The sequence below is a fragment of the Actinomycetota bacterium genome, assembly GCA_035759705.1.
Taxonomy (GTDB): domain Bacteria; phylum Actinomycetota; class CADDZG01; order JAHWKV01; family JAHWKV01; genus JAJCYE01.
Genome location: DASTUJ010000119.1, coordinates 1 through 21,047, shown reverse-complemented (window position 1 = coordinate 21,047; position 21,047 = coordinate 1). Strand labels below are relative to the sequence as shown.

Below are 21,047 nucleotides of genomic sequence, written 5' to 3'. Positions count from 1 at the left end.
CAGCGAATCCCAGCTGGTGGCCAGCACCCGGGGAGCATGGATGATCATCATGGTGAAGACCACAATCAGGACCGGAACGGTGAGCAGGACCCAGGTAGTCACGGCTCGACGGACCCCCTTCTTCAGGTCCGTGACCTCCTTGGGCGCCTTCTCTCCCGGTTTCATCGACTTCAAAACCGGCTTGATCCGGCTGAACAGATCCGGGACGCCGGTGGAGTCGGCGATCACGAAGTAGCCGTCGAGCCGCAGCATCGGCATGAAGTTGTAGAGGATAAGCAGGTGCTGGATCATGATCAGGGTGAGGATCGGCTCGAAGCCGGTGGCGAAGTAAACGCCCCCGACCGCCAGCGAAAAGATGGCGTTGAAGTAGACGCCGCCGAGGTCGGTTCGGACCTTCCCCTTCTTGCCCACGCTGTAGACGTCGGTCACGTCGGTGAAGAACGCCGGCCAGATGATGTAGATCCCGAACCCGATCTTGCCCGGCGTGGCCCCGCTGTACTTGCAGCCGGTGGCGTGGCCGAGCTCGTGCCAGCCCACCGAGAGGATCAAAAGGGCGTAAAGCAGCAACATCGTCAGCGGGTTGTAGAGCGTGTCCCGCATGCCTTGCCCGACCCCGTGGATCACGAAGTACCAGTAGTCCAGCGCCACCAGGCCGACCAGGACCGCCACGATGACCGGCGGCCAGAACAGGGGTCGCAGCATGCCGGCCAGGATGTTCACCGCCCTGTCGGGGACCAGGGTGAACCGGAGCTTCAGGCGGAGCATGGGATCCACCTTCTTCAGCTCGACAACCTTGCCGTCGGGCCCCGGCACTATGCCGTCCCGGTAAAGGCTGCTTTCGATCAAGGTCTTGACGTTGTCGCCACTCACCGTGCGGCCGTAGGACTCGCTGACCCGCTCGCCGATCTCGTCGAGGTTTCTCTTGCCGTCGATGTTCTCGACCACCAGGTACATGAGCTTGGTCAGCTGGATGATCTGGCCGTCGCGGCGCTCGACCAGGTAACGCCCCTCCTTGAACCCGGATCCTTCGAACTCGCCCTTCAGGACGATGCCTTCGGCGAGTTTTGGGATGAACCCGGCTGTCTTCGGCGGAGCCTCGGTGGGTGCAACTCTCCGAGAGGTCTCGGGAGGCTCCTCCCGGCCGGTCTCCTGGGCGACGTCCTCGGTGACCTCGGCCGCCAGCTCCTCCGCGGCCGGGTCGGTCCTCAGGACCTGGGTTTCAGCCTCTCTCTCGGAGGGGGTGACCGCTTCCCGCTTGATCGCCTCGGTGGGCGCTTCGGCGGGGTTTTGGCTCTTTCCGTTGGACGATCTGTCGGGCTTGACGGTCTCGGTGGGTTGGTCGGGAATCTCGGGGCCTCCACTTTCGATTCAAAAAGAGGCGGCCCTAGCCGGGCCGCCTCTTTCCAATGGACTGGGCTGCTACGTTGCCTGGGTGATGTCCACGTTCTGCTCGGCGTTCGCGTAGGCGATCGAGCCGTCAGACAGGACGTTTGCTGCGACCGCGGCGTTCACCGGCGCCGCGAGGTTGGCGTTGATGAGGGACATCTCTTCCCGCTCGGGGAGTTGCTCGCTGGTCTCGCCGGCAAGCTCCTCGGGGGTCATACCGTCGTTGTCAGTCATTCGTAACCTCCTAGATTCCCTGGTCGATTAGAGCCTGCTGCTGGGCGTCGGCAATAGCAGTCGAGCTGTCCGAAAGGACGTTCGCCGCCACAGCTGCGTTGACCGGGATTGCGATGTTGGCGTTGATGAGAGCCATCTCTTCCCGCTCGGGGAGTTGCTCGCTGGTCTCGCCGGCAAGCTCCTCCTGGGTCATTGCGTTGTCTTCAGTCATGAGATCCCCTTAAATGCTCTGGTCGATATCCGCGTACTGCTCGGCGTTCGCGTAAGCGACCGCGTCGTCGGACAGGACGTTGGCTGCGACGGCTGCGTTCACCGGTGCTGCAAGGTTCAGGTTGACCAGGGACATCTCCTCCCGGTCGGGAAGCTGCTCGGTACCCTGCTGCTCCAGCTCTTCAGGAGTAAGTTCGTCACTCATCGTTGCCTCCTCGTGTGTTTGACTGTTAGCCCTCATCCGAGTCCTGCCGGGCCGAGGTCCCCTTCCCACGCTGAACGATTCGCACGTTCTGGCGAGAGGAAACCTGGTTGGTTTCGGAGCCGGCTTCGTCACCGACGTTTGCGGAAACGACTGCGGAAATTCCGGCCGCAACGTTCGTCCCCGGGGCCCCTTCGTGGGGACCACGGACGATCGTTTTTCTCACGACTTTGTTGATCCGCATGGGTTTTCGATTCCCGCTGCGCCCGTCGCCCAAACCGATTTTTCGGGATCTGAGGGCGTTAAAGTTGCCACCGCATGTGGTGGAGGGCGTGCTTGCCGCGCGTGAACTGCGGTGGCGGAACCTAGAAAATCCTCAGCAGGTAGATGAACCAGATCACGTGCAAGGCCAGCAGCAGACCCACCCCAATCCGAATCGTCTTGGCCACCAGGCTCCTGCCTTCCACCGCCACGAGCGGCGGGCGGGTGGCCCGATCCAGCGCCTCGGCGAGGCTGAATCCGCTCAGGGCGGACACGAGAATTATCGATATCCCCTCGGTCGTCAGGATTGCCTTTAGCGGGTCGTTGCCCAACAGGAGCGCGGTGACCACCTGGGCTAGAAGACCGGCTACGGCAGCAATCGCCGCCATGGCTGCCTTGGACTGCACCGGCCAGCCGTTCAGAGCGACGTATCTGCGGGCCGCCTTGGCTATCTGTCCGAAAACCAGAAGGGCCAGGAGAAGCGAGGCCACCCCGACCCCGGCGTAGCCGGCGGTGCCGAGGTCCTTTTCGCCGGTCAGCGAGAGCGGGATGAGCACGAAGAGGATTAGCTCGAGCAGCGCCAGGCAGCCAAGCCCGAAGCGGTACCAGTCCCGGCTGAAGCCGAGCACTACCGACATCGGGAACAGGTAGGCGCCGCTGACGACCGCCATGACCAGCCAGGTGGCCACAAGCACCAGGGTGCTTGGGCCGCCGGTCTTGCCGGAGAGCAGTCCGCCTACCGCCGGAATCGCCACCGCAGCGAGCAGGCCTCCCAGCGCAAATGCGCCCAGCATTCGGGGAACGGGGACTACGGAACCGGTGTCTGCGGCGGGGCGAAGCTTCATGCCGAGAAGGCTAGTGCACGCGCTGCACCACCACAACGATCGCCGTTCGAACGTGGTTGCGTGCGGGGGGATACTGGTGCGGGGAACCATCCACGCTTGTCGAACCGTCAAAGACAGCAAGGAGTCGAAAGAAGGAGTGAGCGTGCGCAAGATCCTGGTTTTGAGCCTCGCAGGAGCCCTGGTGCTGACCGGCGCGGTCGTAGCCGTCGCCCGGCTCGGCGGCGAGAAGCCCGAAGACCGAAAGGAGGCGACACCCTCCCCCACCGTGTCGACCGAGCCGTCCCCGGGCCAGGTCGATCCAACTCCCGGGCTGCCCGGCGTCGCCCCTTCACCCGAGCCCTCTTCCCCGCCGGCCGCCCCTCCGGCGCCGAGGCCGGAGGCGCCCCCAGCGCCCGCTCCGGCCATTCCGGACCCTCCCGGCTACCGGCCGGCCATGGTCAAACCGAGGCCGGGCATGGACAACGTCCACCGGGTGACCTGGCGCCGGGCCGAGGTGCTGAACGACCGGACGCTGCGCATCCACTACGAAAGCGGGGTGGAGCCGTGCTCGGTCCTGGACCGGGTTGAGGTCGACTACCGCGCCTCGGAGATCGCTGTCGGTCTGTTCGAGGGGAGCGACCCCGCGTTCAAGGACGCCGTCTGCATCATGATCGCCCAGTTCAAGGCGGTTGACGTGCCCCTGGACCAACCGGTCAACGGACGTACGATCGTCGACGGAAACCAGTAGCAACCGGCCGTCGGCTATCCTGAACGGTCGATGCACCACTTCCTCACGCGCCGCTGGATTGCCGTCCACTTGATGACCCTGGTCATCATCGGCGTGTGCCTGTCCATGGCCTTCTGGCAACTCGGGCGCCTGCAGGACCGGAAGGCGGAGAACGCCCGTCTGGCAGAACAGTCAAAGCGGCCGCCCGCCGAGCTGGACACACTGCTGCCCGGCGCGGGAGCGTCAGGCCGGGAAACCGACGGTGCGGAGTTCCGCCAGACCCGGGTTCGGGGGAGGTTCGACCCCGACGAGCAGGTCATCCTTCAATCCAGGTCGTACAAAAGCCGCCAGGGCAACCACCTGCTCACCCCGCTGGTTCTGGCATCGGGCGAGGCGATCCTGGTGGACCGAGGGTGGGTCCCCCTCCCCACAAACGAGGAGGTTCTGGACGAATCCCGTGCCCCCCACGAAGAGGTGAGCGTCGAGGGCGTCCTGCTGCCGACCGAGAAGAAGGGCTTCCTGGGCGTCTCCGACCCGCCCCCCGGCGACGTCACCGCCACCACGCGGGTGGACCTGGGCCGGCTGGCCGATCAGCTTCCCTACCCCCTTTACCCCGTCTACCTGAGGCTCCAGAGCCAGGAGCCGGCAAACGCCGCCGACATTCCGGTACCCGTGCCGATCCCGAAGCCGAGCGAGGGTCCGCACCGCGAGTACGCGGTGCAGTGGGCGCTGTTCGCCGTCACGGCGCTGGTGATCTACCTGGGCCTGATCCGCCGGGACATCTCCAGGCGCAGGGCAGAAGCAGCAGAGACCGGGGGCCCCGAGCCGGTGCCGGTCCCGTGAGCATGCACGTCTGCTTCGTCTGCACGGGCAACATCTGCCGCTCTCCGATGGCCGAGATGGTCTTCCGCGAGTTCCTGCGCAAAGAGGGGCTTGAAGACCGGATCAAGGTCACGAGTGCGGGAACCGGCGGCTGGCACATCGGCGACGGCGCCGACTATCGCGCCGCTGCGGTCCTGAGAGAGCACGGCTATCCCTACACGCACGCGGCAGCCCAGGTGAACACCGACCATCTGCGAGCCGACCTGCTGGTGGCGCTCGACGGCGGCCACGAGCGGGCGCTGCAGAAGCTCGTCGCCCGCTCCGGCGGCGACCCGAACCGCATCCGGATGCTGCGCTCCTTCGACCCAAAGGCTGGTGGCGACCTCGACGTGCCGGACCCTTACTACGGGGGCAACAACGGGTTCACACGGGTGCTGCGGATGATCGAGGCCAGCATGCCGGGACTGGTCGACTTCGTGAAAAGGAACCTGGACGAAAAAGAGGGCCCCGGGTAGGGGCCCTCTTCTGATTCGAACCGGAGCCTAGGCCCCTACGGCGGCGGTCTCTTTGCGCTGCTCCATCTGGGTTCCCAGTTCCTCCAGCTCCGACTTAGAGAAGACCTGGCGCGCCTGCTTGAACATCTCGCCCTCCTCCTCCTCGATGTGGTGCTCGACGTTCTCCTTCATGACCGAGAACTTGGCGGCCCAGGTCTCGTCGTCGTAAGGGGTCTGGGAGATCTCACCCATGACCATGTCGACCACGTGATGCTCCTCGTACCCTTCGAGCACGATCTCCTTGGCCTTCGGGTGCTCCTTCAGGGCCGGGTAGAAGATCTCCTCCTCGATGGTCTCGTGGATGGTCAGCTCGGTCTTGAGCTTGGTGAACAGCTCCTCGCGGGTCTTGACTCCCCGTTCGGTGGTCTTGTCCAGCTTCTCCATGATCTTCTTGACCTCTTCGTGGTCCTTCTTTAAAAGCGCAATAGCGTCCATTCTTGTCCTCCATAGAAGTCGCGCCGGATCGGCTGCGCCCGGAGGGTACCCCCAGGCAGCAAGAGGTAAACGGCGCAGCCGGCGTCCTAGACTCGTTCGGTGAGCACAGGTGCGGCTGCGGCGGTTTACGAACTCTTAGGAGTAGGGGTCGACAAAATCCATCCCCTGGGAGGGGCGGCCCGCGAGGTCCAACTGTCGACGGGCGACCGTGTTGTGGCCAAAAGTCACGACCTTCCCGGCGCCGCCCGGGCCGAGGCGGCCTCTCTGGAGTGGCTGGCCGAGCCGGGGTTCGTGGCGGTCCCGAGGCTCCGGGCGTCGAACGACTCCTGGCTGGTCACCGACCTGGTGGCCTCCGGGAGCTCCAGCCGGAAAGCGGCCGAGGATCTCGGGCGGGGCCTCGCCCGGCTGCACGCCGCGGGAGCCCCGGCTTTTGGCTCGCCCCCGGCGGGCGGACCGGCAGATGCCTCCATCGGCCTGGCCCCGATGCAAAACGTTGAGTGCGACTCGTGGCCCGAGTTCTACGGCCGGCACCGCATCGAGCCCTACCTGCGGACGGCGGTCGACCGGGGGTCGATCGGCTCCGGACAGGCGCAGGTCTTTCACGACGTCATTGCCCGGCTCGAAGAGCTAGCCGGGCCACCGGAGCCGCCGGCACGACTTCACGGCGACCTGTGGAGCGGCAACGTGCTCTGGGGCGCCGACGGGCGGGCCTGGCTGATCGACCCGGCGGCGCACGGGGGCCACCGGGAGACCGACCTGGCGATGCTGCAGCTGTTCGGCTGCCCGCACCTGGACACGATCCTCGGCGCCTACAACGAAGAGGCGCCCCTGGCCGGAGGGTGGCGCCAAAGGGTGCAACTACACCAGCTGTTCCCGCTGCTGGTCCACACGGTCCTGTTCGGAGGCGGCTACGCGGCCCAGGCGGCCGGCGCCGCCCGGGCCGCCCTTACCGCTTGAAGATCAGGGGGGAAGGAAGAGCCCGGCGAACCGGAAGGCCAGCCAGGGTTTCGGCCCCCAGGTCGTGAGCTTGAAGGTGGCGATCGGCCCCCACTGCTCGATGATTCGAAAGCCGACCTTGAGCAGAGCAACCGGGTCGGCCGAGACGTGGCAGTCGACCCGCCGGACCTTCTCCGAGGTGAAGGTCGGCCGGCCCTTGTCAAAGGTGATGTAGTAGGTCTGGCCGCCCCGGATGTGCAGCGCGAACGAAGCGGTGAGGTCCTTGACCGCGTTCTGGTCGATGTATTTCTCCATGGCGAAAACGATGAACGGCATCGCGGCCAGCACACTTTGTCTGTCCATGACCGACTTCTTGCGGAGAGCCCGGGCCATCGGCTCGCCGTGCATCAGGAGGTGGGCGAGGACGTAGGAGCTGTAGACCTCCACCGGCAGCGGGCCCGGCGGGCTGTTCCGGATGGACCCCGCCGGCAAGAGGTCGGCCGTCCGGAAGAACGCCTCCACCCCGGCCTCGATCATTCCGGCGAGCACCGCACCGTTGCGCTCGGTGATCCCTCCCAAAGACTCCAGGTTCGCAGCGGCCAGGCCCTCCCGGGATCCGTCGGAGTAGGTGATCGGCTCGCCGGCCACCATGCGGGCCATCAGGTCTTTGGCGAACGCCAGGTGCGCTGCGTGCTCCCCCACGGTCCACTCCGACCTCGGCACCGGAACGGCGGTGTCCTGCAGCGGCCTGATGAGGTCGCCGATCCTCTGGGCGACTATCTTCGCCCGCTCCTGGGCCAGCCTTCGGTTGGCGACCGCTACAGTCATTTACCTACCTCCTGTTGTAGGGACCCGTCCTGCTCCAGCTCAAGCAAAACCTGCTCCGTCCAGGCGACCGAGGCCCGGTTGTGAGCCAGACCGAACCGCAGCACCAGGTTCGGGTAGAAGAACTCGGGGTTGCCCCTAATCTCGGCTTCCAGGTTCTCCAGGACTTTCAACTCCATCTGCGCCTGCTCGTGCGCCTGCTTCACCTGGCCGATCAGAACCTCAGGGGAGATCAGCGCCCCGAAGAACATCTTCAGCAGGAACGGGCTCCTTATCGAGTCGGGCTCCACGTCGGACGTCTCCAGCCACTCCCGCAGTTCGGTGCGGCCTTTCGGAGTGATGCTGTAGAGGCGTTTGTTGGGGCGAACGGTCTGGTTGACGTGCTCGACGTCGGCGAAGCCGAGGGTGACCAGGCGCCGAAGCTCGGCGTAGATCTGGCTCTTGGCCGGGCTGAAGAAGTGACCGATACTCTGCTCGACCATCTTGGAGAGGTCGTAGCCGGACCTGGCGCCGAAGGTCAACATACCGAGGATCGCCCAGGTGGTGACGGGAAGAGAGTCGGCCTTAGTTGTCATAGTAATAGTTTACTTTGAACTAAAGATGAAGCCAAAGTCAAGGCTGTAATTGCTGTGAGCAAAGGTCGGACGATGAAGCAACAAGCGACAGTGGTGGTTGTGATCTTAGTGGTCGCTGTACTCGGGATCGCCGGTTGGATCTTTTGGGACATGGTGAATTCGATCACGTTCTAAATTCGGCGGTCGGAGGTGTAGCCTTGGCCGCAAACTCAGGCGGGGGTCTCATGTTCAGAACACGTGGTCGTCTGTTGGTGGCCCTGTTGGCCGCCGCTTTGGCCACCTTTGGGTGTGGCGGCGAGGATCCCGCCCCGAGCGAAAGCCCCTCCCCCTCCGCAACTGCGAGTGCAGAACCCACCGCAACCGCGAGTGCAGCCTCGCCAACGGCTTCCGGAACCGCTCCCAGCGCCGCGCCTGCGACGCCGGGTCCGGTCGCCCCACCGTGGTCGGCCGATCCGCTCGCTGAGAGCCAGGTGCCCGCGGTGTTGGTGACCGAGTGGTCCAGGGCGGAGAACAAGTCGAGCTGCGCCGCCCTGGCACCCGACACCCTCGGCACGGAAGGAAGCGGGGCAACCGCCCGGCGCGCTGCGTTCTCCGGCGGGTGGGCGGTAGCTTGGGACAAAGCCGGACTGCCGGGAACCGCGGCCAGCGGAGATCCGTGCACCAACTGCGGCCGGAGCGCGTTCGGGGTGGCCGGCACCGGGTTGACCGGCGACACGCCCGACCAGGTCAAGGCGTTGACCAACAACTGGCCGAACAGCAGGGATTGGTCCGACGGCAGCCGCGCGGGGTACGGCCCGGAGGGCGGAACCGGCCCGAGGCTCCTGGCTCAGCTTTACGTCCAGGGCCAGGCGTGCCTCTACAACGTCTGGTCATCGGTGAGCCAGGGCCATCTCGAACTGCTGCTGGACCACCTGCGGTGTGTAAACGGTGCGGGCGCCCCGGCATAACCAGGAGGTAAAAAGACAAGCGGCCCCCCGTCAACGGGAGGCCGCCTTCCTTACTTGAAATTAGACCGTCTTGCGGTACCTGGCTATGGCCAGCGGCATCATCACCACAAGAATGCCCCCGCACCACAGCAGCGCCCTGATGACGTAGGTCGAGGTGCTCTCGGCGCCCGGGAGCTGGCCGATGGACAGCGCCCTGACCGCAGAGGCGACCACTGAAACCGGCTGGTTCCGGGCAAAGCCCTGAAGCCAGTCCGGCATGCTCTCGACCGCCACGAACGCCGATGAGGCGAACACGAAGGGCGCCATCACCGGGAACGCCGCCGCCTGGGCGCTCTCGGGGTCGCCCACCAGCAGCCCGACGGTAGCGAAGACCCACGACAACACGTACGAGAACAAAACACAGAGGGCCAGGCCGGCGATGAACTCCAGTGCGCTGGTTTGAACCCGGAAGCCGACCAGGAACCCGACACCGGCGATCAGCGCAACCACCACGATGTTGCGGAGCAGATCGGCTGTGGTCCGACCGGCCAGAACCGCCGACCGAGACATCGGCAGCGACCTGAACCGCTCCAACAGGCCGCTCTTCAAGTCTGCCGCCATCCCGATTGCCGTCTGCAGCGCCCCGAAGGTGACCGTCTGGATGAAGATGCCCGGGATCAGGTAGTTCACGTAGGAGCCGCCCGGGACCTCGATGGCCCCTCCCATGACGTAGCGGAACAGCACCACGAAGATCACCGGCTGGATCAACGTGAAGACCAGCAGTTGAGGAACCCGCCGGATCGAGGTCAGGTTGCGGCCGGTGACCGCAAGGATGTCCCTCATGGTGCTTCCGGCCTTGGCGGGCCGGGCTGCAGTTCCCGGCATCGATTCTGCTCTTACCGCGCTCATACCTTTTCTCCGATTCCGTCCAGAAGGATCCTCACTGCGCCTTCCGCAAACTCGGCGGCCTCGCCGTTGTGCGGCCCGGCCGACGACCCGAGCCCCACGGCTTTCGCCACGGCAGCACCCATGAGCAACGATGCCGCCTGGTCCGCTGAGGTGTCCCCGCTGATCCGTCCGAACCGCTGCTCCAGCGCGAGGTACCCGGCGACCGGGCGAACGTCGAGCGGCTGGGTGGAGCTGGAGTCGCGGTAGTAGGTCAGGGCGGCCTGCGCCACCTCCTTCAGATGGAGCTCGACGTCGCCCGAGCCTGCCTTGTAGGGAAGCTGAGCCAGCACCTCCTGCAGGCCGGCGGCCGCACCGTGGCCGAATCCGTCGCCAGCCTCTTCCAGGGCGTTCCACTCGTCCTCGTCGTCGACTGCGTGCCAGCGCTCGTCGAAGGCAGCAACTTCCGGAACCGCCGGTTCCGCTCCCTGCTCGATGCCGCCGATCCACTCGTCGACGGCCTTAGCCGCCTCCTCGATGGCGGGCGTTCGCCTGGCTTTGCGGCCTCGAGGGTGTTTGCCCTTCGCCTCGTCCTCGTCCTTCTCTTCGGCGTGTTTGCCGGTGAGGGACAGGAAGACGTCGTCGAGGCTGGGGTCGCGAACCGTGATGCCGAGCGCCGACATGCCGTTGGCGTCCAGCGACCGCAACACCTGGGTCAGTACCTTGGGGGCCTCGGCGGTGGACAGTCGAACCTTGTCCCCCTCATGCTCGGGATGTTCTGTGACCAGCCGGGAAAGCAGGGCCTGCGCCCGCTTCGCCTCGACGTCGTTCTTCAGGGTCAACTCGATAACCGTGCTGCCCAGGCGGGCCTTCAACGCCGCAGCCGTGTCGTTCGCAACCACGATGCCACCGTGAACCACGGCGATCCGGTCGGCCAGCACGTCGGCCTCCTCCAGGTACTGCGTCGTCAGCAGGACGGTCGACCCTTCGGCCACCAGCTCCTCGATGACCCGCCAGAGCTCGGTGCGGCTCTGGATGTCCAGGCCGGTGGTGGGCTCGTCCAGGAAGATGACGGGAGGTTTCCCTACCAGGGCGGCCGCGACATCCAGCCGGCGGCGCATCCCGCCGGAGTAGGTGCGAATGGGGCGGTTGGCCGCCTCGACCAGCTGGAATCGCTCCAGCAGCTCGTCGGCCCTCGGGCCGATCACGCTGCGGGACAGCTGGGCCAGCGTGCCGATGAGCTTCAGGTTCTCCCGCCCGGTCAGGTTCGGGTCCACGGCTGCGCTCTGGCCGGCCAGACCGATTCTCAGCCGCACGTCGGCGGGGTGCTTCTCAACGTCGTAGCCCAGGACCATGGCCCGGCCCGCGGTGGGCTTGATGATTGTCGACAGGATCCGAACGACGGTGGTCTTGCCCGCGCCGTTGGGGCCCAGGAGGCCGAAGATGGTGCCCTCAGGCACCTCGAAGTCGACACCCTTCAGGGCTTCGACTTCGCCGTAGCTCTTTTTGAGTCCTTCAACGAGGATTGCTGGATTTGTCATAGCGGGAATGCTGACATAGATAGTTCTACTCGTCAAATCATTTGAGTGACCAAATTTAGGTCAATGAAACATTCTGAAATTCCTAGTAATATCAAACTGTGACCGACACCGAGAGGGTTCCGGATGTGGCTACGGCGGCCAGCCGCGTGTGGCGAACCATGTCCGAGTATTCCATGGCCCAGTTCCGCAAGAAGAGCCGGGGGCTGAACGACATCGGGCTCACCCCGGGCCACATGAAGGCTCTAATGACGCTCGAGCCGGGCGAGGCCCTGCCGATGGGTGCGTGCGCCCAGGAGATGGGCTGCGACGCCTCTACCGCCACCTGGCTGATCGACCGGCTGGAGGAGCGGGGACTGGTCGAGCGCCGCCCGTCCACCACCGACCGGCGAGTCAAAGGAGTGGTGCTCACGAAAACCGGGTCGGAGACCAAGGCCACTTTGAAGGAGCACTACTCGCAGCCCCCCGAGGCGCTGCTCGAGCTGTCGCTGGAGGAGCTACAGGCCCTCGACAGTCTGCTTTCCAAGCTCGCGGCCATCGACAGGCTGGAGAAAGAGACGGCCGGAAAGCCGTGAATTTTCTCTCCCGGTATTCCGGGTAGGTGGGAGCCATGGAGCACCGCCGCATCGGCTCGCTGGACGTCTCTGTAGTCGGGCTCGGCTGCAACAACTTCTCCACCCGCACCGACGCCAGGGCCTCCGCCAAGGTGGTGCATGCGGCGCTCGACGCCGGCATCAACTTCTTCGACACCGCCGAGCTCTACGGCTCCGGCAAGAGCGAGGAGCACCTGGGCAGGGCGCTCAAAGGCCGTCGGGACGACGCGGTGGTCGCCAGCAAGTTCGGGTTCAACGGCGACTCGAGCCCCGCCAACATCCGCAGGGCGGCCGACAGGAGCCTGAAGCGCCTGGGCACCGGGCACATCGACCTCTACCAGCAGCACCGGCCGGATCCCGGCACCCCGATAGACCAGACCCTCTCGGCTCTGGACGATCTGGTCAGAGCCGGCAAGGTCCGTGAGATCGGCTGCTCGGAGTACTCACCCCAGCAGATCGCAGCGGCCGAGGCCGCAGCCCGGCCCGGCGCCGCCCGCTACGTGAGCGTCCAGAACGAGTACAGCCTGCTGCACCGGCACCCGGAGGGCGGCGTACTGGATGAGTGCCGGAGGCGGAGCCTGGCATTCATCCCCTACTTCCCGCTCGCCAGCGGGCTGCTGACCGGCAAGTACCGGCTGGGCCAGCCGCCGCCGCCCGGCAGCCGGCTGGACTCGGGGTGGGGCGCCGACCGCATGTCCCGCTGGAACCTTCAGGTGGTTGAAGCCCTGATTCGTTTCGCCGAGGACCGCGGTCACTCGATACTGGAGCTGGCGTTCTCCTGGCTGCTTGCCCGGGACCCGGTGACGACCGTGATCGCCGGCGCCACTACGCCCGAGCAGGTGCGCGCCAACGCAGCGGCTGCGTCCTGGCAGTTGACCGAGCAGGAGATGGCGGAGGTGGACGACCTTCTGGCCGACCCCCCGGAGGAGCCTAGTACCGGATAAAGGTCTGCAGCTCCAGCCCGTCCAGCTTGGAGCGGCCGTTCAAAAACTCCAGCTCGATGAGGCACACCAGGCCGACGACGTTCCCGCCCAGGCGCTCGACCAGATCGGCTGCGGCCCTTGCGGTGCCGCCGGTCGCCAGGACGTCGTCGACGATCAGCACCCGCTCCCCCGCCTTCAGCGCATCGCAGTGGATCTCGATCACCGCCTCGGAGTACTCCAGCTCGTACGATGCGGCCTCCGCCGTGTAGGGCAGCTTGCCGTGCTTGCGGATGGGGACGAACCCCACCCCCAGGCGGTAGGCAACCGGGGCCGCCAGGATGAACCCCCGGGCTTCGATGCCGCAGACCTTGTCTACCCGGTCGGCGTAGAGGCCGGCAATCGCATCGACGACCTCACCGAAGGCCGGCCCGTCGGCGAGCAGCGGGGTGATGTCCTTGAAGTCGACGCCCGGCTGCGGGAAGTTGGGGATGCTGCGAATCCGGTCGGTCCAGGCCTCCACGTCGGGAGGCGTCTGCGTCTGTTCGCTCAAGGGCTGGGCGGCAGGTTGCCGTCAGGCTCGGGGGCTTCGACGGTGGTCTCCAGCTCCTCGACCACCTCTTCGTCCGGCTCGATGGTCGAGTCGACCTTCCGGCTGATGGCCGTCTTGTTGAAGCGGATCTCAATCCCTTCCGAGACCTCGAGGAACACCATGTCGTCCTCCACCCGGTTCACGTAACCGTAGGCGCCCCCGATGGTGACCACCTCGTCGCCGGGGGCGAGTGTCGAAAGCAGCGCTGCATGCTCGGTCGCCCGCTTCTTCTGCGGCCTGACCAGCACGAAGTAGAAGATGATCATTACGACCACCAGCATCAAAAGACTTCCGGGATCCATCACGGCTCCTTAACGTCGCGTTGTTTTCAGCCTAACAAGTGCCGGACCTGGGTAAGCATGCCGCATGACCGATTGGAAGATAACCCCGGGTAGCACCGTCTCGCTGAGCGACCTGCCGACGCACACCAAAGAGGGTGCGCCGGGCGACAAGTCGGTCACCGAAGACGCGCTGAATGACCTTGTCGAGAAGATCTCCTCCTACCAGGAGCGCCTGTGGGCCGAGCAGGGCCAGAGCCTGCTGGTGGTGCTCCAGGCGATGGACACCGCCGGTAAGGACGGGACCATCCGGGCGGTATTCTCCGGGGTCAACCCGCAGGGGGTGCACGTCACGTCTTTCAAGACCCCCACCTCAATTGAGCTGGCCCACGACTTTTTGTGGCGAATCCACCAGGCGACTCCGGCAAAGGGTGAGATCGGCGTCTTCAACCGGTCGCACTACGAGGACGTGCTGGTCGTACGGGTTAAGAACCTGGTTCCCGAAAGCGTCTGGCGGTCCCGCTACGAGCTGATCAACCACTTCGAGGAACAGCTGGTCCAAAGCTCGACAACGGTCATCAAGTTTTTCCTGCACATGTCGAAGGAGGAGCAGGCCAAGCGCCTGCAGGCGCGTCTGGACGACCCGACGAAGCGCTGGAAGTTCAACTCCGGCGACCTCGTGGAGCGGGCGCTGTGGGACGACTACCAGCGGGCTTACCAAGAGGCGATCGAAAAGACCTCTACCGAAATGGCCCCCTGGTACGTGATCCCCGCCGACCGCAAGTGGTACCGGAACTGGGCGGTCGGCAAAGTTATCGCCGAAACGTTGGAGAAGATGGACCCGCAATACCCCGAGCCCGAGGACGTCGACCCGAACCTGGAGATCGTCTAACCGGGGTAGCTGCAGACCGATCTGATCGCCCGGACCCGGCCCTCGGCCAGGTTGCGGGCCAGGTTCATCAACTTCGGCTTCATGTCCGTGCCCAGCAGCTGCACGCCCAACGGGGAGGGGACCTGGCTGCGGAAGAAGTCGGCGCCCTCGGCGGTCAGGTCCTCCCACATCTCGGCGTGGAACCCGGCAGTGCTCAGCAGCAACCGTAGCTCGTCTTCGTCGACCAGGTGGTTGATCGCCGGGTCGTTTGCCCAGGGAACCGGGAAGTGCAGATCCCCCTCGCCCGCGATCAGATCGAAGAACGCCAACTTGCCTGCGGGCTTCAGCACCCGGGCGAACTGGTCATAGAGCTCCGCTTTGTCTTCGATGTTCATCGAGACGTGCATGGTCCAGACCACGTCGAACGTGTCGTCGCCGAACGGCAGAGCGAGGGCGTTGGCCTGCTGGATCACGATCTTGTCGTCCAGGCCGACCCGCCGGTTGAGCTCTGCTGCGGCTTCGCAGAACTCGGGCGTGAGGTCGATCCCGGTAACCCGGCAGCCGTAGGTCTCGGCCAAGGTCCGGGCCGGCCCGCCCAAGCCGCAGCCGGCGTCCAGGACTTCGTCGCCCTCCTTCAGGCCCGCTGCGTCGGCGAGGCCGGTGGTAGCGGAGGCGCCCAGCGTGTGGAAGTGGTCGACGGGAGCGAGGTCCCCCACCGTGAGATTGTCGGGGTCTTTCCCGACCGCGCGCAGGCCCTCAAACACCCGCTCCAGCAGGTTGCCGGACGTGTACTGCTCGGTCACACCATTCATGGCCATCGGTTCGAGGATACTCGCCTTAGTTTGGCCCGGCCTCGGTGCTGGGTAGCAATCGACAATGAATGAATCCGAACTGGGGCTCCCCCCAGACCTCTCACCCGATTACCAGGGCATCCCCGAAACCGTGGACGGCCCGCCCCCCGGTGTGCCCGGGGACAACGCCGACGACGCATTTCCGCTGCCCGGAGACTCCCTGCAGGTAACTTTGGGACGCACCACCGCTACCGAAGAACGTGAAGGAGAGACGCTCGACGAACGGCTACTCCAGGAACAGCCCGAGGCGGTACAAGCCGACCCCGAGGATGCCGGCAAGCTGATGTCGCCCGAGTCGGAAGTCGACGAGCTGGACGAGACCGCCGAGGAGGTCGCTTTCCAGGCGGACGAACCGGGAACGGCTCGAACCGCCGAGGAAGAGGCGGTCCACATAATCTCGGACCAGGAAGTCATGAGCCCCGGCTCACCCGGCGACGGCTACCTGAACGACTAACGCCTGAGGAACAGGTTCAGCAACACGGTCAGGATTATGGACAGGACGATGCTCGTCCCCAGCGGGAAGTAGAAGCGCACGTTCCCCTTGCCCCACTGCATGTCTCCGGGCATCGAACCCAGGCCCATCTTGCCGAGAAGGAGGAAGATGCCGCCCGCGACCAGGGCAATGACGCCGACGATCAGCAGGATGCGCCCGACCCCGGAGGTTTCCATCAGCCGGTCTCCGTTACAGGAGCCGGTCGGCGCTCTCCAGGTAGCCCATGTGCTCGTACGCCGGCGCCGTGGCCTGGCGTCCTCGGGGCGTTCTCACGATGAATCCCTTGCGAAGCAGAAATGGCTCGTACACCTCCTCGAGGGTGTTCGGTTCCTCCCCCACCGCAACGGCCAGTGTGCTCAAGCCGACCGGCTTTCCCCGGAAGCGCTGGATGAGCGCAGTCAGGATTGCCATGTCCACCTTGTCTAACCCCACGCCGTCAATCTCAAACAGCGACAGGGCGTCTTTCGCCACCTCTACGTCGATCTGGCCGTCGGCCCGGACCTGGGCGTAGTCGCGGACCCGCCGGAGCAGCCGGTTGGCGATCCGGGGGGTTCCCCGGGATCGCCCGGCGATCTCGACCGCCGCGTCGTGCGCGATCTGAAGTTCCAGAAGGCTCGCCGAACGTTTGATGATGTGGAGCAATTCTGGGGTCTCGTAGTAGTCGAGCCGGCCGATGAAGCCGAAGCGGTCCCGCAGGGGTGAGGTCAGCAGGCCGGTCCGGGTGGTCGCGCCGATCAGCGTGAACCGGGGCAGCTCGAGCCGGATCGACCGGGCCGCCGGGCCTTTGCCCACGACGAGGTCCAGCCCGAAATCCTCCATGGCGGCGTAAAGGATCTCCTCTACCGGCCGGGCCAGGCGGTGGATCTCGTCGATGAAGAAGACATCGCCCTCCTGGAGGTTGGTGAGAATGGCCGCCAGGTCGCCCGCCCGGACCAGAGCCGGCCCCGAGGTGGCTTTGATGCCCACCCCAAGCTCAGAGGCGACGATGTTGGCCAGGGTGGTCTTGCCCAGGCCGGGGCTGCCGGCGAACAGCAGGTGGTCGGGGGACTCACCCCGTCCCTTGGCGGCCTCCAGGATGATCGCGAGGTGCTCCTTGGTGGCCGTCTGGCCGACGAACTCGTGGAGCCGAGTAGGCCGAAGCGACCACTCGATGGCCTCGTCTTCGTTGTCCTGACCGGTGGCCAGGACTCCTCGGGGCTCGGTGTCGCTCATACCGTGGAAAGCGCCTTGAGTGCGGACTTGACCAGGTCCTCGACCGGGCCCTCATCGTCGGCCAGCTTCTCGAGCACCTCGGAAAGTTCGGCCGGCGCGTAGCCGAGGCCGATCAACGCCTCCCGCACCTCGGCCAGCTTGGAGCCGGTCGCCTCGAACCCGGAGTCCGGGATGCCGAGCTGGGTCTTGAGCTCGAGGATCATCCGTTGAGCGCTGCGTTTGCCGACCCCGGGGACCTCGACCAGGGCGTCGACGTCGGAAGAGGCGATGGCCCGCCTAAGAGCATCCGGCTTGAGGTGTCCGAGGACGGCCAGCGCCAGCTTCGGCCCGACCCCGGTGACCCCGGTCAGGCAGCGAAACAGCTCGCGCTGCTCCATGTCGGGAAATCCGTAGAGGGACATCGAGTCCTCCCTCACCACCATCTGGGTCAGTAGGCGCACCCTTTCGCCGAGGCGCAGGTTGCGGATGGTCGACGACGAGACCGCTACGTAGTAGCCCACCCCGTTGACGTCGACCTCGACCGCCCCCAGGCCGAGTTCGGTGATGGTGCCGCGTACCGACGAGATCATTCGTTCCTCCTCATCTTGCCGCCGTCAGCCCGGCCAGCCGCCGCGAACTGAGGTGGGTAATGGCCACGCCGAGAGCGTCTGCAGCGTCTGCCGAGTCGGGAGCCGGATAGCCGCCGACCAGCCGCTCGACCATGTACTGGACCTGTTTTTTGCTCGCGGTTCCGTTGCCAACCACCGCTTGCTTGACCTGAAGGGGGGTGTACTCGGTCACCTGCAGGCCCGACTGGGCGGCCAGGAGAAGTGCTATGCCGCTCGCCTGAACCGCCGGCACGGCAGACAGGGCGTTGGCGGCGAAGAACAGCCGCTCGCAGGCGACGACATCCGGCCGCCACTCGGTGAGCACCAGCCGAAGCTGCTCGAAGAGCATCATCAGGCGGATCGAGGACTCCTGCGTGGGCGAGGTGGTCAGGGTGCCGCAGGCCAGGGCCTCCAGCTTGCCCCGGGTCTCCTGGACCACGCCGTAACCCATGCGGGTCAGGCCGGGGTCGATCCCCAGCACCCGAAGCGGCCCGTTGTCTACGCGCAAACTTTTCCCCAATCGAACAGACGTTTGGTGAATGATAACCAGAGAGGGCGACACGATTGAGGATTTGTACGTCACCGTTCGGCTCAGATCTGCTCGAACAGACGTTTGGGAGATGACACTCAGAGCGAGTGACACGATGGATTTGGCGGATGTCTTTGACCTGTGTTTCGTTAGGGGAAGACATTAGGAAAACCGAATAACGGAGGCGAATGTGCACGACGCGGTCAGGGTTTACGAACAGCTGCTCAACGCATGGAACAACCACGACGCCGAGGGCTTCGCCGCCCTCTTCGCCGATGACGGCAACGTGGTGGGTTTCGACGGGTCCTCGATGAACGGCAGGGAGGAGATTGCCGCCGAGCTGGGGCGCATCTTCGCCGACCACCAAACCGCGTCCTACGTCGCCAAGCTTCGAGAGGTCCGTGAGGTGGCTCCGCCGCTGGTTCTCATCCGGGCGGTTGTCGGCATGGTCCCCACGGGCCGGTCCGGGATCAACCCCGAGACCAACAGCATCCAGCACCTGCTGCTCAGCAAGCAGGGTGGGCACTTCAAGATCGAGGTGTTCCAGAACACCCCGGCGGCGTACCACGGGCGGCCGGACCTGGCGGAGGCCCTCACCCAGGAGCTGACAGAGGTTTTGCAGGCCGACCGGGGGGTTGTAGCGGGCGAAGGGTAACCTCGGAGAAAAGCTCCTAGGAAGGACCCGGATGGAACCAGAACCCGTCGACACCAAAGACCTCCCGCTCGCCGGAGGGGAAACGGGCGACACCGAGGACCGCAGGTTCCTCGAGCGACCTCAGACCTTCGTCGACACCGACCCCTGGCGGGTGCTGAAGATCATGGCCGAGTTTGTCCAGGGCTTCGGTGGGCTGGCCGACATCCCGCCCTCCATCTGCTGTTTCGGGTCCGCCCGGGTGGTCGAGTCGGACCCGATGTACGCCGCGACCCAGGAGGTGGGCCGGCTGCTCGCCGAAGCGGGCTTTGCCGTGATCACCGGAGGGGGCCCGGGGCTGATGGAGGCGGCCAACCGGGGGTGCCAGGAAGGCAACGGCGTGTCGATCGGCTGCAACATCGAGCTGCCCTTCGAGCAGAAGATGAACCCCTACGTCGACATCGGCCTGCAGTTCCAGTACTTCTTCGCCCGCAAGCTGATGTTCGTGAAGTACTCCGAGGGCTACGTGATCTTCCCCGGCGGATACGGCACGCTCGACGAGTTGTTCGAGGCCCTGACCCTGATCCAGACCGGCAAGACGCAGAACTTCCCGGTGGTGCTGTTCGGATCCGAGTACTGGGGAGGGCTGGTGCACTGGCTTCAGGACACGATGCTGGCAGAGGGAAAAATTGCGGAGCCGGAGCTGGCAATCTTCACGGTGACCGACGACCCGACTGAGGTGGTGCCGATCATCAAGGCAGCGCTGAAGCGAAAGGGTTAGCCGTTGATCTCCGCCATGATCTCGTCCGAGATCTCGAAGTTGGCATAGATCTCCTGCACGTCGTCCTCGTCGTCCAGCGCGTCCATGAGCTTCAGGACCTTGTCCGCCGAGTCCTTGTCCAGCGGCACGCTGACGTTGGGCTCCATGGAGAACCTCGCCGACTCCGGCTCGATCCCCGCCTCCGCCAGACCCACCTTCAGCTGCTGCAGGTCGGTGGGGTCGCAGGTCACCTGCCAGTAGTCGCCGTCCTGCACGATGTCGTCGGCCCCGGCCTCCATGGCCGCCATCATCAGGTCGTCCTCGGTGACGCTTGCGACCGGGATCAGAACCACGCCCTTCTTGGTGAACATCCAGGCGACGCTGCCCGGATCGCCCAGAGTTCCGCCGTTCTTGGTGAACACCCGGCGCACGTCGGCCGCCGCACGGTTGCGGTTGTCGGTCAGCACCTCGATCAGCACCGCGACTCCCCCGGGGGCGTAGCCCTCGTAGATCAGGGTCTCGTACTTGACACCCTCCAGGTCGCCGGTGCCGCGCTTGACGGCCCGCTCGATGGTGTCGCTCGGCATGCTGATGGCCCGGGCGCGAGAGATCGCATCGGCCAGGGTCGGGTTGGCGTCGGGGTTTCCGCCGCCCTCCCGGGCCGCCACCTCAACGATGCGGATGGTCTTGGCGAACAGCTTTCCTCTACGCTGGTCCTTGACCGCCTTCTGGTGTTTGGTGGTTGCCCATTTCGAGTGGCCCGACACGCCTTACTCCTTCCCTGCGCAAAGATTCTCGACAAACCAGCGGTGGATCCTGGTCTCACCCGCGAGCTCGGGGTGAAACGTCGCCGCCAGCAGGTTGTCCTTTCGTACCAGCACCGGCTGGTCCCGATGGGTCGCCATCACCGTGGTCCCGACCGCGCCGGTGATGATGGGCGCCCTTATGAAAATACCCCGGACCGGCTCATCCAGTCCGGAAACCTCGATATCCGCCTCGAACGACTCGGCCTGCCGCCCGTAGGCGTTGCGCTCGACGTGCATGTCCCAGACCCCGAGCGTGCGCTCTCCGTCGGAAACCCGGTCGGCCAGCACGATGGCTCCGGCGCAGGTGCCGAAGACCGGCATCCCGGACTCCACTCGCTTGACCATGGCGTCCCGAAGCTCGTACCGGTCGACCAGCTTCAGCATCGTGGTCGACTCCCCGCCGGGGATGATCAACGCATCCGCCTGCTCCAGGTCCATGCAGGACCGGACCGTGAAGTGCCGGTAGCCACACGACTCCAGGACTGCGAGGTGTTCGGCGAAATCCCCCTGAAGCGCCAGGACCCCTATGCGGGGGTCCGCTACCATCCGCGCGGCGCCAGAAGTTTGTCGGCCGGGACGTCCCG

Annotated in this window: 30 protein-coding genes; 11 read left to right on the top strand and 19 right to left on the bottom strand. The window is 65.5% G+C overall.

Annotated elements, in window-relative coordinates; all coding sequences use genetic code 11:
- The 5 genes from VFV09_08290 to VFV09_08270 form a co-directional block, all read right to left on the bottom strand.
- Positions 1-954, bottom strand: a 954-nt coding sequence (locus tag VFV09_08290) for a hypothetical protein (protein ID HEU4867711.1), incomplete at its 3' end; no start/stop codon positions are given.
- A 465-nt stretch (positions 955-1,419) separates the two neighbouring features.
- A complete protein-coding gene (locus VFV09_08285; GenBank protein ID HEU4867710.1) occupies positions 1,420-1,620 on the bottom strand; it encodes a hypothetical protein in 201 nt (66 codons plus the stop codon).
- 10 nt (positions 1,621-1,630) lie between these two features.
- On the bottom strand, positions 1,631-1,831 hold the full coding sequence (locus VFV09_08280) for a hypothetical protein (protein HEU4867709.1): 201 nt from the start codon (positions 1,829-1,831) through the stop codon (positions 1,631-1,633).
- Between the two features lie 9 nt (positions 1,832-1,840).
- The gene (locus VFV09_08275; protein ID HEU4867708.1) at positions 1,841-2,035 is read right to left on the bottom strand and encodes a hypothetical protein; all 195 of its coding nucleotides are present in this window, start codon (positions 2,033-2,035) and stop codon (positions 1,841-1,843) included.
- A 362-nt stretch (positions 2,036-2,397) separates the two neighbouring features.
- Positions 2,398-3,138: a hypothetical protein gene (locus tag VFV09_08270; protein HEU4867707.1), complete on the bottom strand. Its 741-nt coding sequence runs from the start codon at positions 3,136-3,138 to the stop codon at positions 2,398-2,400.
- Between VFV09_08270 and VFV09_08265 the strand changes: the two genes are divergently transcribed.
- The 3 genes from VFV09_08265 to VFV09_08255 are packed head-to-tail and all read left to right on the top strand — an operon-like array spanning position 3,137 to position 5,181.
- Positions 3,137-3,865: a hypothetical protein gene (locus VFV09_08265; GenBank protein HEU4867706.1), complete on the top strand. Its 729-nt coding sequence runs from the start codon at positions 3,137-3,139 to the stop codon at positions 3,863-3,865. The genes VFV09_08270 and VFV09_08265 overlap by 2 nt on opposite strands.
- Before the next feature lie 30 nt (positions 3,866-3,895).
- The gene (locus VFV09_08260) at positions 3,896-4,687 is read left to right on the top strand and encodes an SURF1 family protein (GenBank protein ID HEU4867705.1); all 792 of its coding nucleotides are present in this window, start codon (positions 3,896-3,898) and stop codon (positions 4,685-4,687) included.
- 2 nt (positions 4,688-4,689) lie between these two features.
- A complete protein-coding gene (locus VFV09_08255) occupies positions 4,690-5,181 on the top strand; it encodes a low molecular weight protein-tyrosine-phosphatase (protein HEU4867704.1) in 492 nt (163 codons plus the stop codon).
- A gap of 27 nt (positions 5,182-5,208) precedes the next feature.
- Here the strand turns inward: VFV09_08255 and VFV09_08250 are convergent, their stop codons facing one another.
- The gene (locus tag VFV09_08250; protein ID HEU4867703.1) at positions 5,209-5,655 is read right to left on the bottom strand and encodes a hemerythrin domain-containing protein; all 447 of its coding nucleotides are present in this window, start codon (positions 5,653-5,655) and stop codon (positions 5,209-5,211) included.
- Between the two features lie 156 nt (positions 5,656-5,811).
- Here VFV09_08250 and VFV09_08245 point away from each other — a divergent pair, with 156 nt between their 5' ends.
- Positions 5,812-6,612 carry a fructosamine kinase family protein gene (locus VFV09_08245; protein HEU4867702.1) on the top strand — a complete coding sequence of 267 codons (801 nt, stop codon included), beginning with the start codon at positions 5,812-5,814 and terminating at the stop codon, positions 6,610-6,612.
- Between the two features lie 3 nt (positions 6,613-6,615).
- Here the strand turns inward: VFV09_08245 and VFV09_08240 are convergent, their stop codons facing one another.
- Positions 6,616-7,419 (bottom strand): sterol-binding protein, encoded by an 804-nt coding sequence (locus tag VFV09_08240; protein HEU4867701.1) that lies wholly within the window; start codon positions 7,417-7,419, stop codon positions 6,616-6,618.
- Positions 7,416-7,991 carry a PadR family transcriptional regulator gene (locus VFV09_08235; protein HEU4867700.1) on the bottom strand — a complete coding sequence of 192 codons (576 nt, stop codon included), beginning with the start codon at positions 7,989-7,991 and terminating at the stop codon, positions 7,416-7,418. The genes VFV09_08240 and VFV09_08235 overlap by 4 nt, the downstream gene beginning before the upstream one ends.
- 479 nt (positions 7,992-8,470) lie before the next feature.
- Here VFV09_08235 and VFV09_08230 point away from each other — a divergent pair, with 479 nt between their 5' ends.
- Complete coding sequence (locus tag VFV09_08230) at positions 8,471-8,938, top strand: hypothetical protein (protein HEU4867699.1); 468 nt, start codon at positions 8,471-8,473, stop codon at positions 8,936-8,938.
- Positions 8,939-8,998: 60 nt separating this feature from the next.
- On the opposite strand, the gene VFV09_08225 is transcribed toward VFV09_08230, so the two are convergent.
- Positions 8,999-9,826: an ABC transporter permease gene (locus VFV09_08225; protein ID HEU4867698.1), complete on the bottom strand. Its 828-nt coding sequence runs from the start codon at positions 9,824-9,826 to the stop codon at positions 8,999-9,001.
- A complete protein-coding gene (locus VFV09_08220) occupies positions 9,823-11,343 on the bottom strand; it encodes an ATP-binding cassette domain-containing protein (GenBank protein ID HEU4867697.1) in 1,521 nt (506 codons plus the stop codon). The genes VFV09_08225 and VFV09_08220 overlap by 4 nt, the downstream gene beginning before the upstream one ends.
- Before the next feature lie 98 nt (positions 11,344-11,441).
- Between VFV09_08220 and VFV09_08215 the strand changes: the two genes are divergently transcribed.
- Both VFV09_08215 and VFV09_08210 read left to right on the top strand, forming a co-directional pair.
- Positions 11,442-11,915 carry a MarR family transcriptional regulator gene (locus VFV09_08215; protein HEU4867696.1) on the top strand — a complete coding sequence of 158 codons (474 nt, stop codon included), beginning with the start codon at positions 11,442-11,444 and terminating at the stop codon, positions 11,913-11,915.
- Between the two features lie 35 nt (positions 11,916-11,950).
- Positions 11,951-12,877, top strand: coding sequence for an aldo/keto reductase (locus VFV09_08210; protein ID HEU4867695.1), 927 nt, complete (start codon positions 11,951-11,953; stop codon positions 12,875-12,877).
- Here VFV09_08210 and VFV09_08205 read toward each other — a convergent pair.
- Positions 12,864-13,406 (bottom strand): adenine phosphoribosyltransferase, encoded by a 543-nt coding sequence (locus tag VFV09_08205; GenBank protein HEU4867694.1) that lies wholly within the window; start codon positions 13,404-13,406, stop codon positions 12,864-12,866. The genes VFV09_08210 and VFV09_08205 overlap by 14 nt on opposite strands.
- The gene (gene yajC, locus VFV09_08200; GenBank protein ID HEU4867693.1) at positions 13,403-13,747 is read right to left on the bottom strand and encodes a preprotein translocase subunit YajC; all 345 of its coding nucleotides are present in this window, start codon (positions 13,745-13,747) and stop codon (positions 13,403-13,405) included. The genes VFV09_08205 and yajC overlap by 4 nt, the downstream gene beginning before the upstream one ends.
- Before the next feature lie 64 nt (positions 13,748-13,811).
- Between yajC and VFV09_08195 the strand changes: the two genes are divergently transcribed.
- Entirely contained in the window at positions 13,812-14,615 is an 804-nt protein-coding gene (locus VFV09_08195; protein ID HEU4867692.1) for a polyphosphate kinase 2 family protein, read from the top strand.
- Here VFV09_08195 and VFV09_08190 read toward each other — a convergent pair.
- Complete coding sequence (locus VFV09_08190; protein HEU4867691.1) at positions 14,612-15,412, bottom strand: methyltransferase domain-containing protein; 801 nt, start codon at positions 15,410-15,412, stop codon at positions 14,612-14,614. The genes VFV09_08195 and VFV09_08190 overlap by 4 nt on opposite strands.
- A gap of 58 nt (positions 15,413-15,470) precedes the next feature.
- Between VFV09_08190 and VFV09_08185 the strand changes: the two genes are divergently transcribed.
- Positions 15,471-15,899, top strand: a complete 429-nt coding sequence (locus VFV09_08185) for a hypothetical protein (GenBank protein ID HEU4867690.1) — start codon at positions 15,471-15,473, stop codon at positions 15,897-15,899.
- Here the strand turns inward: VFV09_08185 and VFV09_08180 are convergent.
- The 4 genes from VFV09_08180 to ruvC are packed head-to-tail and all read right to left on the bottom strand — an operon-like array spanning position 15,896 to position 18,245.
- On the bottom strand, positions 15,896-16,114 hold the full coding sequence (locus tag VFV09_08180) for a DUF2905 domain-containing protein (GenBank protein ID HEU4867689.1): 219 nt from the start codon (positions 16,112-16,114) through the stop codon (positions 15,896-15,898). The two genes, VFV09_08185 and VFV09_08180, sit on opposite strands and share 4 nt — an antisense overlap.
- Before the next feature lie 13 nt (positions 16,115-16,127).
- Complete coding sequence (gene ruvB, locus VFV09_08175) at positions 16,128-17,150, bottom strand: Holliday junction branch migration DNA helicase RuvB (GenBank protein HEU4867688.1); 1,023 nt, start codon at positions 17,148-17,150, stop codon at positions 16,128-16,130.
- The gene (gene ruvA / locus VFV09_08170; protein ID HEU4867687.1) at positions 17,147-17,719 is read right to left on the bottom strand and encodes a Holliday junction branch migration protein RuvA; all 573 of its coding nucleotides are present in this window, start codon (positions 17,717-17,719) and stop codon (positions 17,147-17,149) included. Before ruvA ends, ruvB begins: the two co-directional genes overlap by 4 nt.
- Positions 17,720-17,729: 10 nt before the next feature.
- On the bottom strand, positions 17,730-18,245 hold the full coding sequence (gene ruvC / locus VFV09_08165) for a crossover junction endodeoxyribonuclease RuvC (GenBank protein HEU4867686.1): 516 nt from the start codon (positions 18,243-18,245) through the stop codon (positions 17,730-17,732).
- 211 nt (positions 18,246-18,456) lie between these two features.
- Between ruvC and VFV09_08160 the strand changes: the two genes are divergently transcribed.
- Positions 18,457-18,921, top strand: coding sequence for an SgcJ/EcaC family oxidoreductase (locus tag VFV09_08160; protein ID HEU4867685.1), 465 nt, complete (start codon positions 18,457-18,459; stop codon positions 18,919-18,921).
- Between the two features lie 31 nt (positions 18,922-18,952).
- Entirely contained in the window at positions 18,953-19,678 is a 726-nt protein-coding gene (locus tag VFV09_08155) for a TIGR00730 family Rossman fold protein (GenBank protein ID HEU4867684.1), read from the top strand.
- On the opposite strand, the gene VFV09_08150 is transcribed toward VFV09_08155, so the two are convergent.
- Both VFV09_08150 and pdxT read right to left on the bottom strand, forming a co-directional pair.
- Positions 19,675-20,424, bottom strand: a complete 750-nt coding sequence (locus VFV09_08150) for a YebC/PmpR family DNA-binding transcriptional regulator (protein HEU4867683.1) — start codon at positions 20,422-20,424, stop codon at positions 19,675-19,677. The genes VFV09_08155 and VFV09_08150 overlap by 4 nt on opposite strands.
- A gap of 3 nt (positions 20,425-20,427) precedes the next feature.
- The gene (pdxT, locus tag VFV09_08145) at positions 20,428-21,009 is read right to left on the bottom strand and encodes a pyridoxal 5'-phosphate synthase glutaminase subunit PdxT (GenBank protein HEU4867682.1); all 582 of its coding nucleotides are present in this window, start codon (positions 21,007-21,009) and stop codon (positions 20,428-20,430) included.
- Positions 21,010-21,047: the final 38 nt, after the last annotated feature.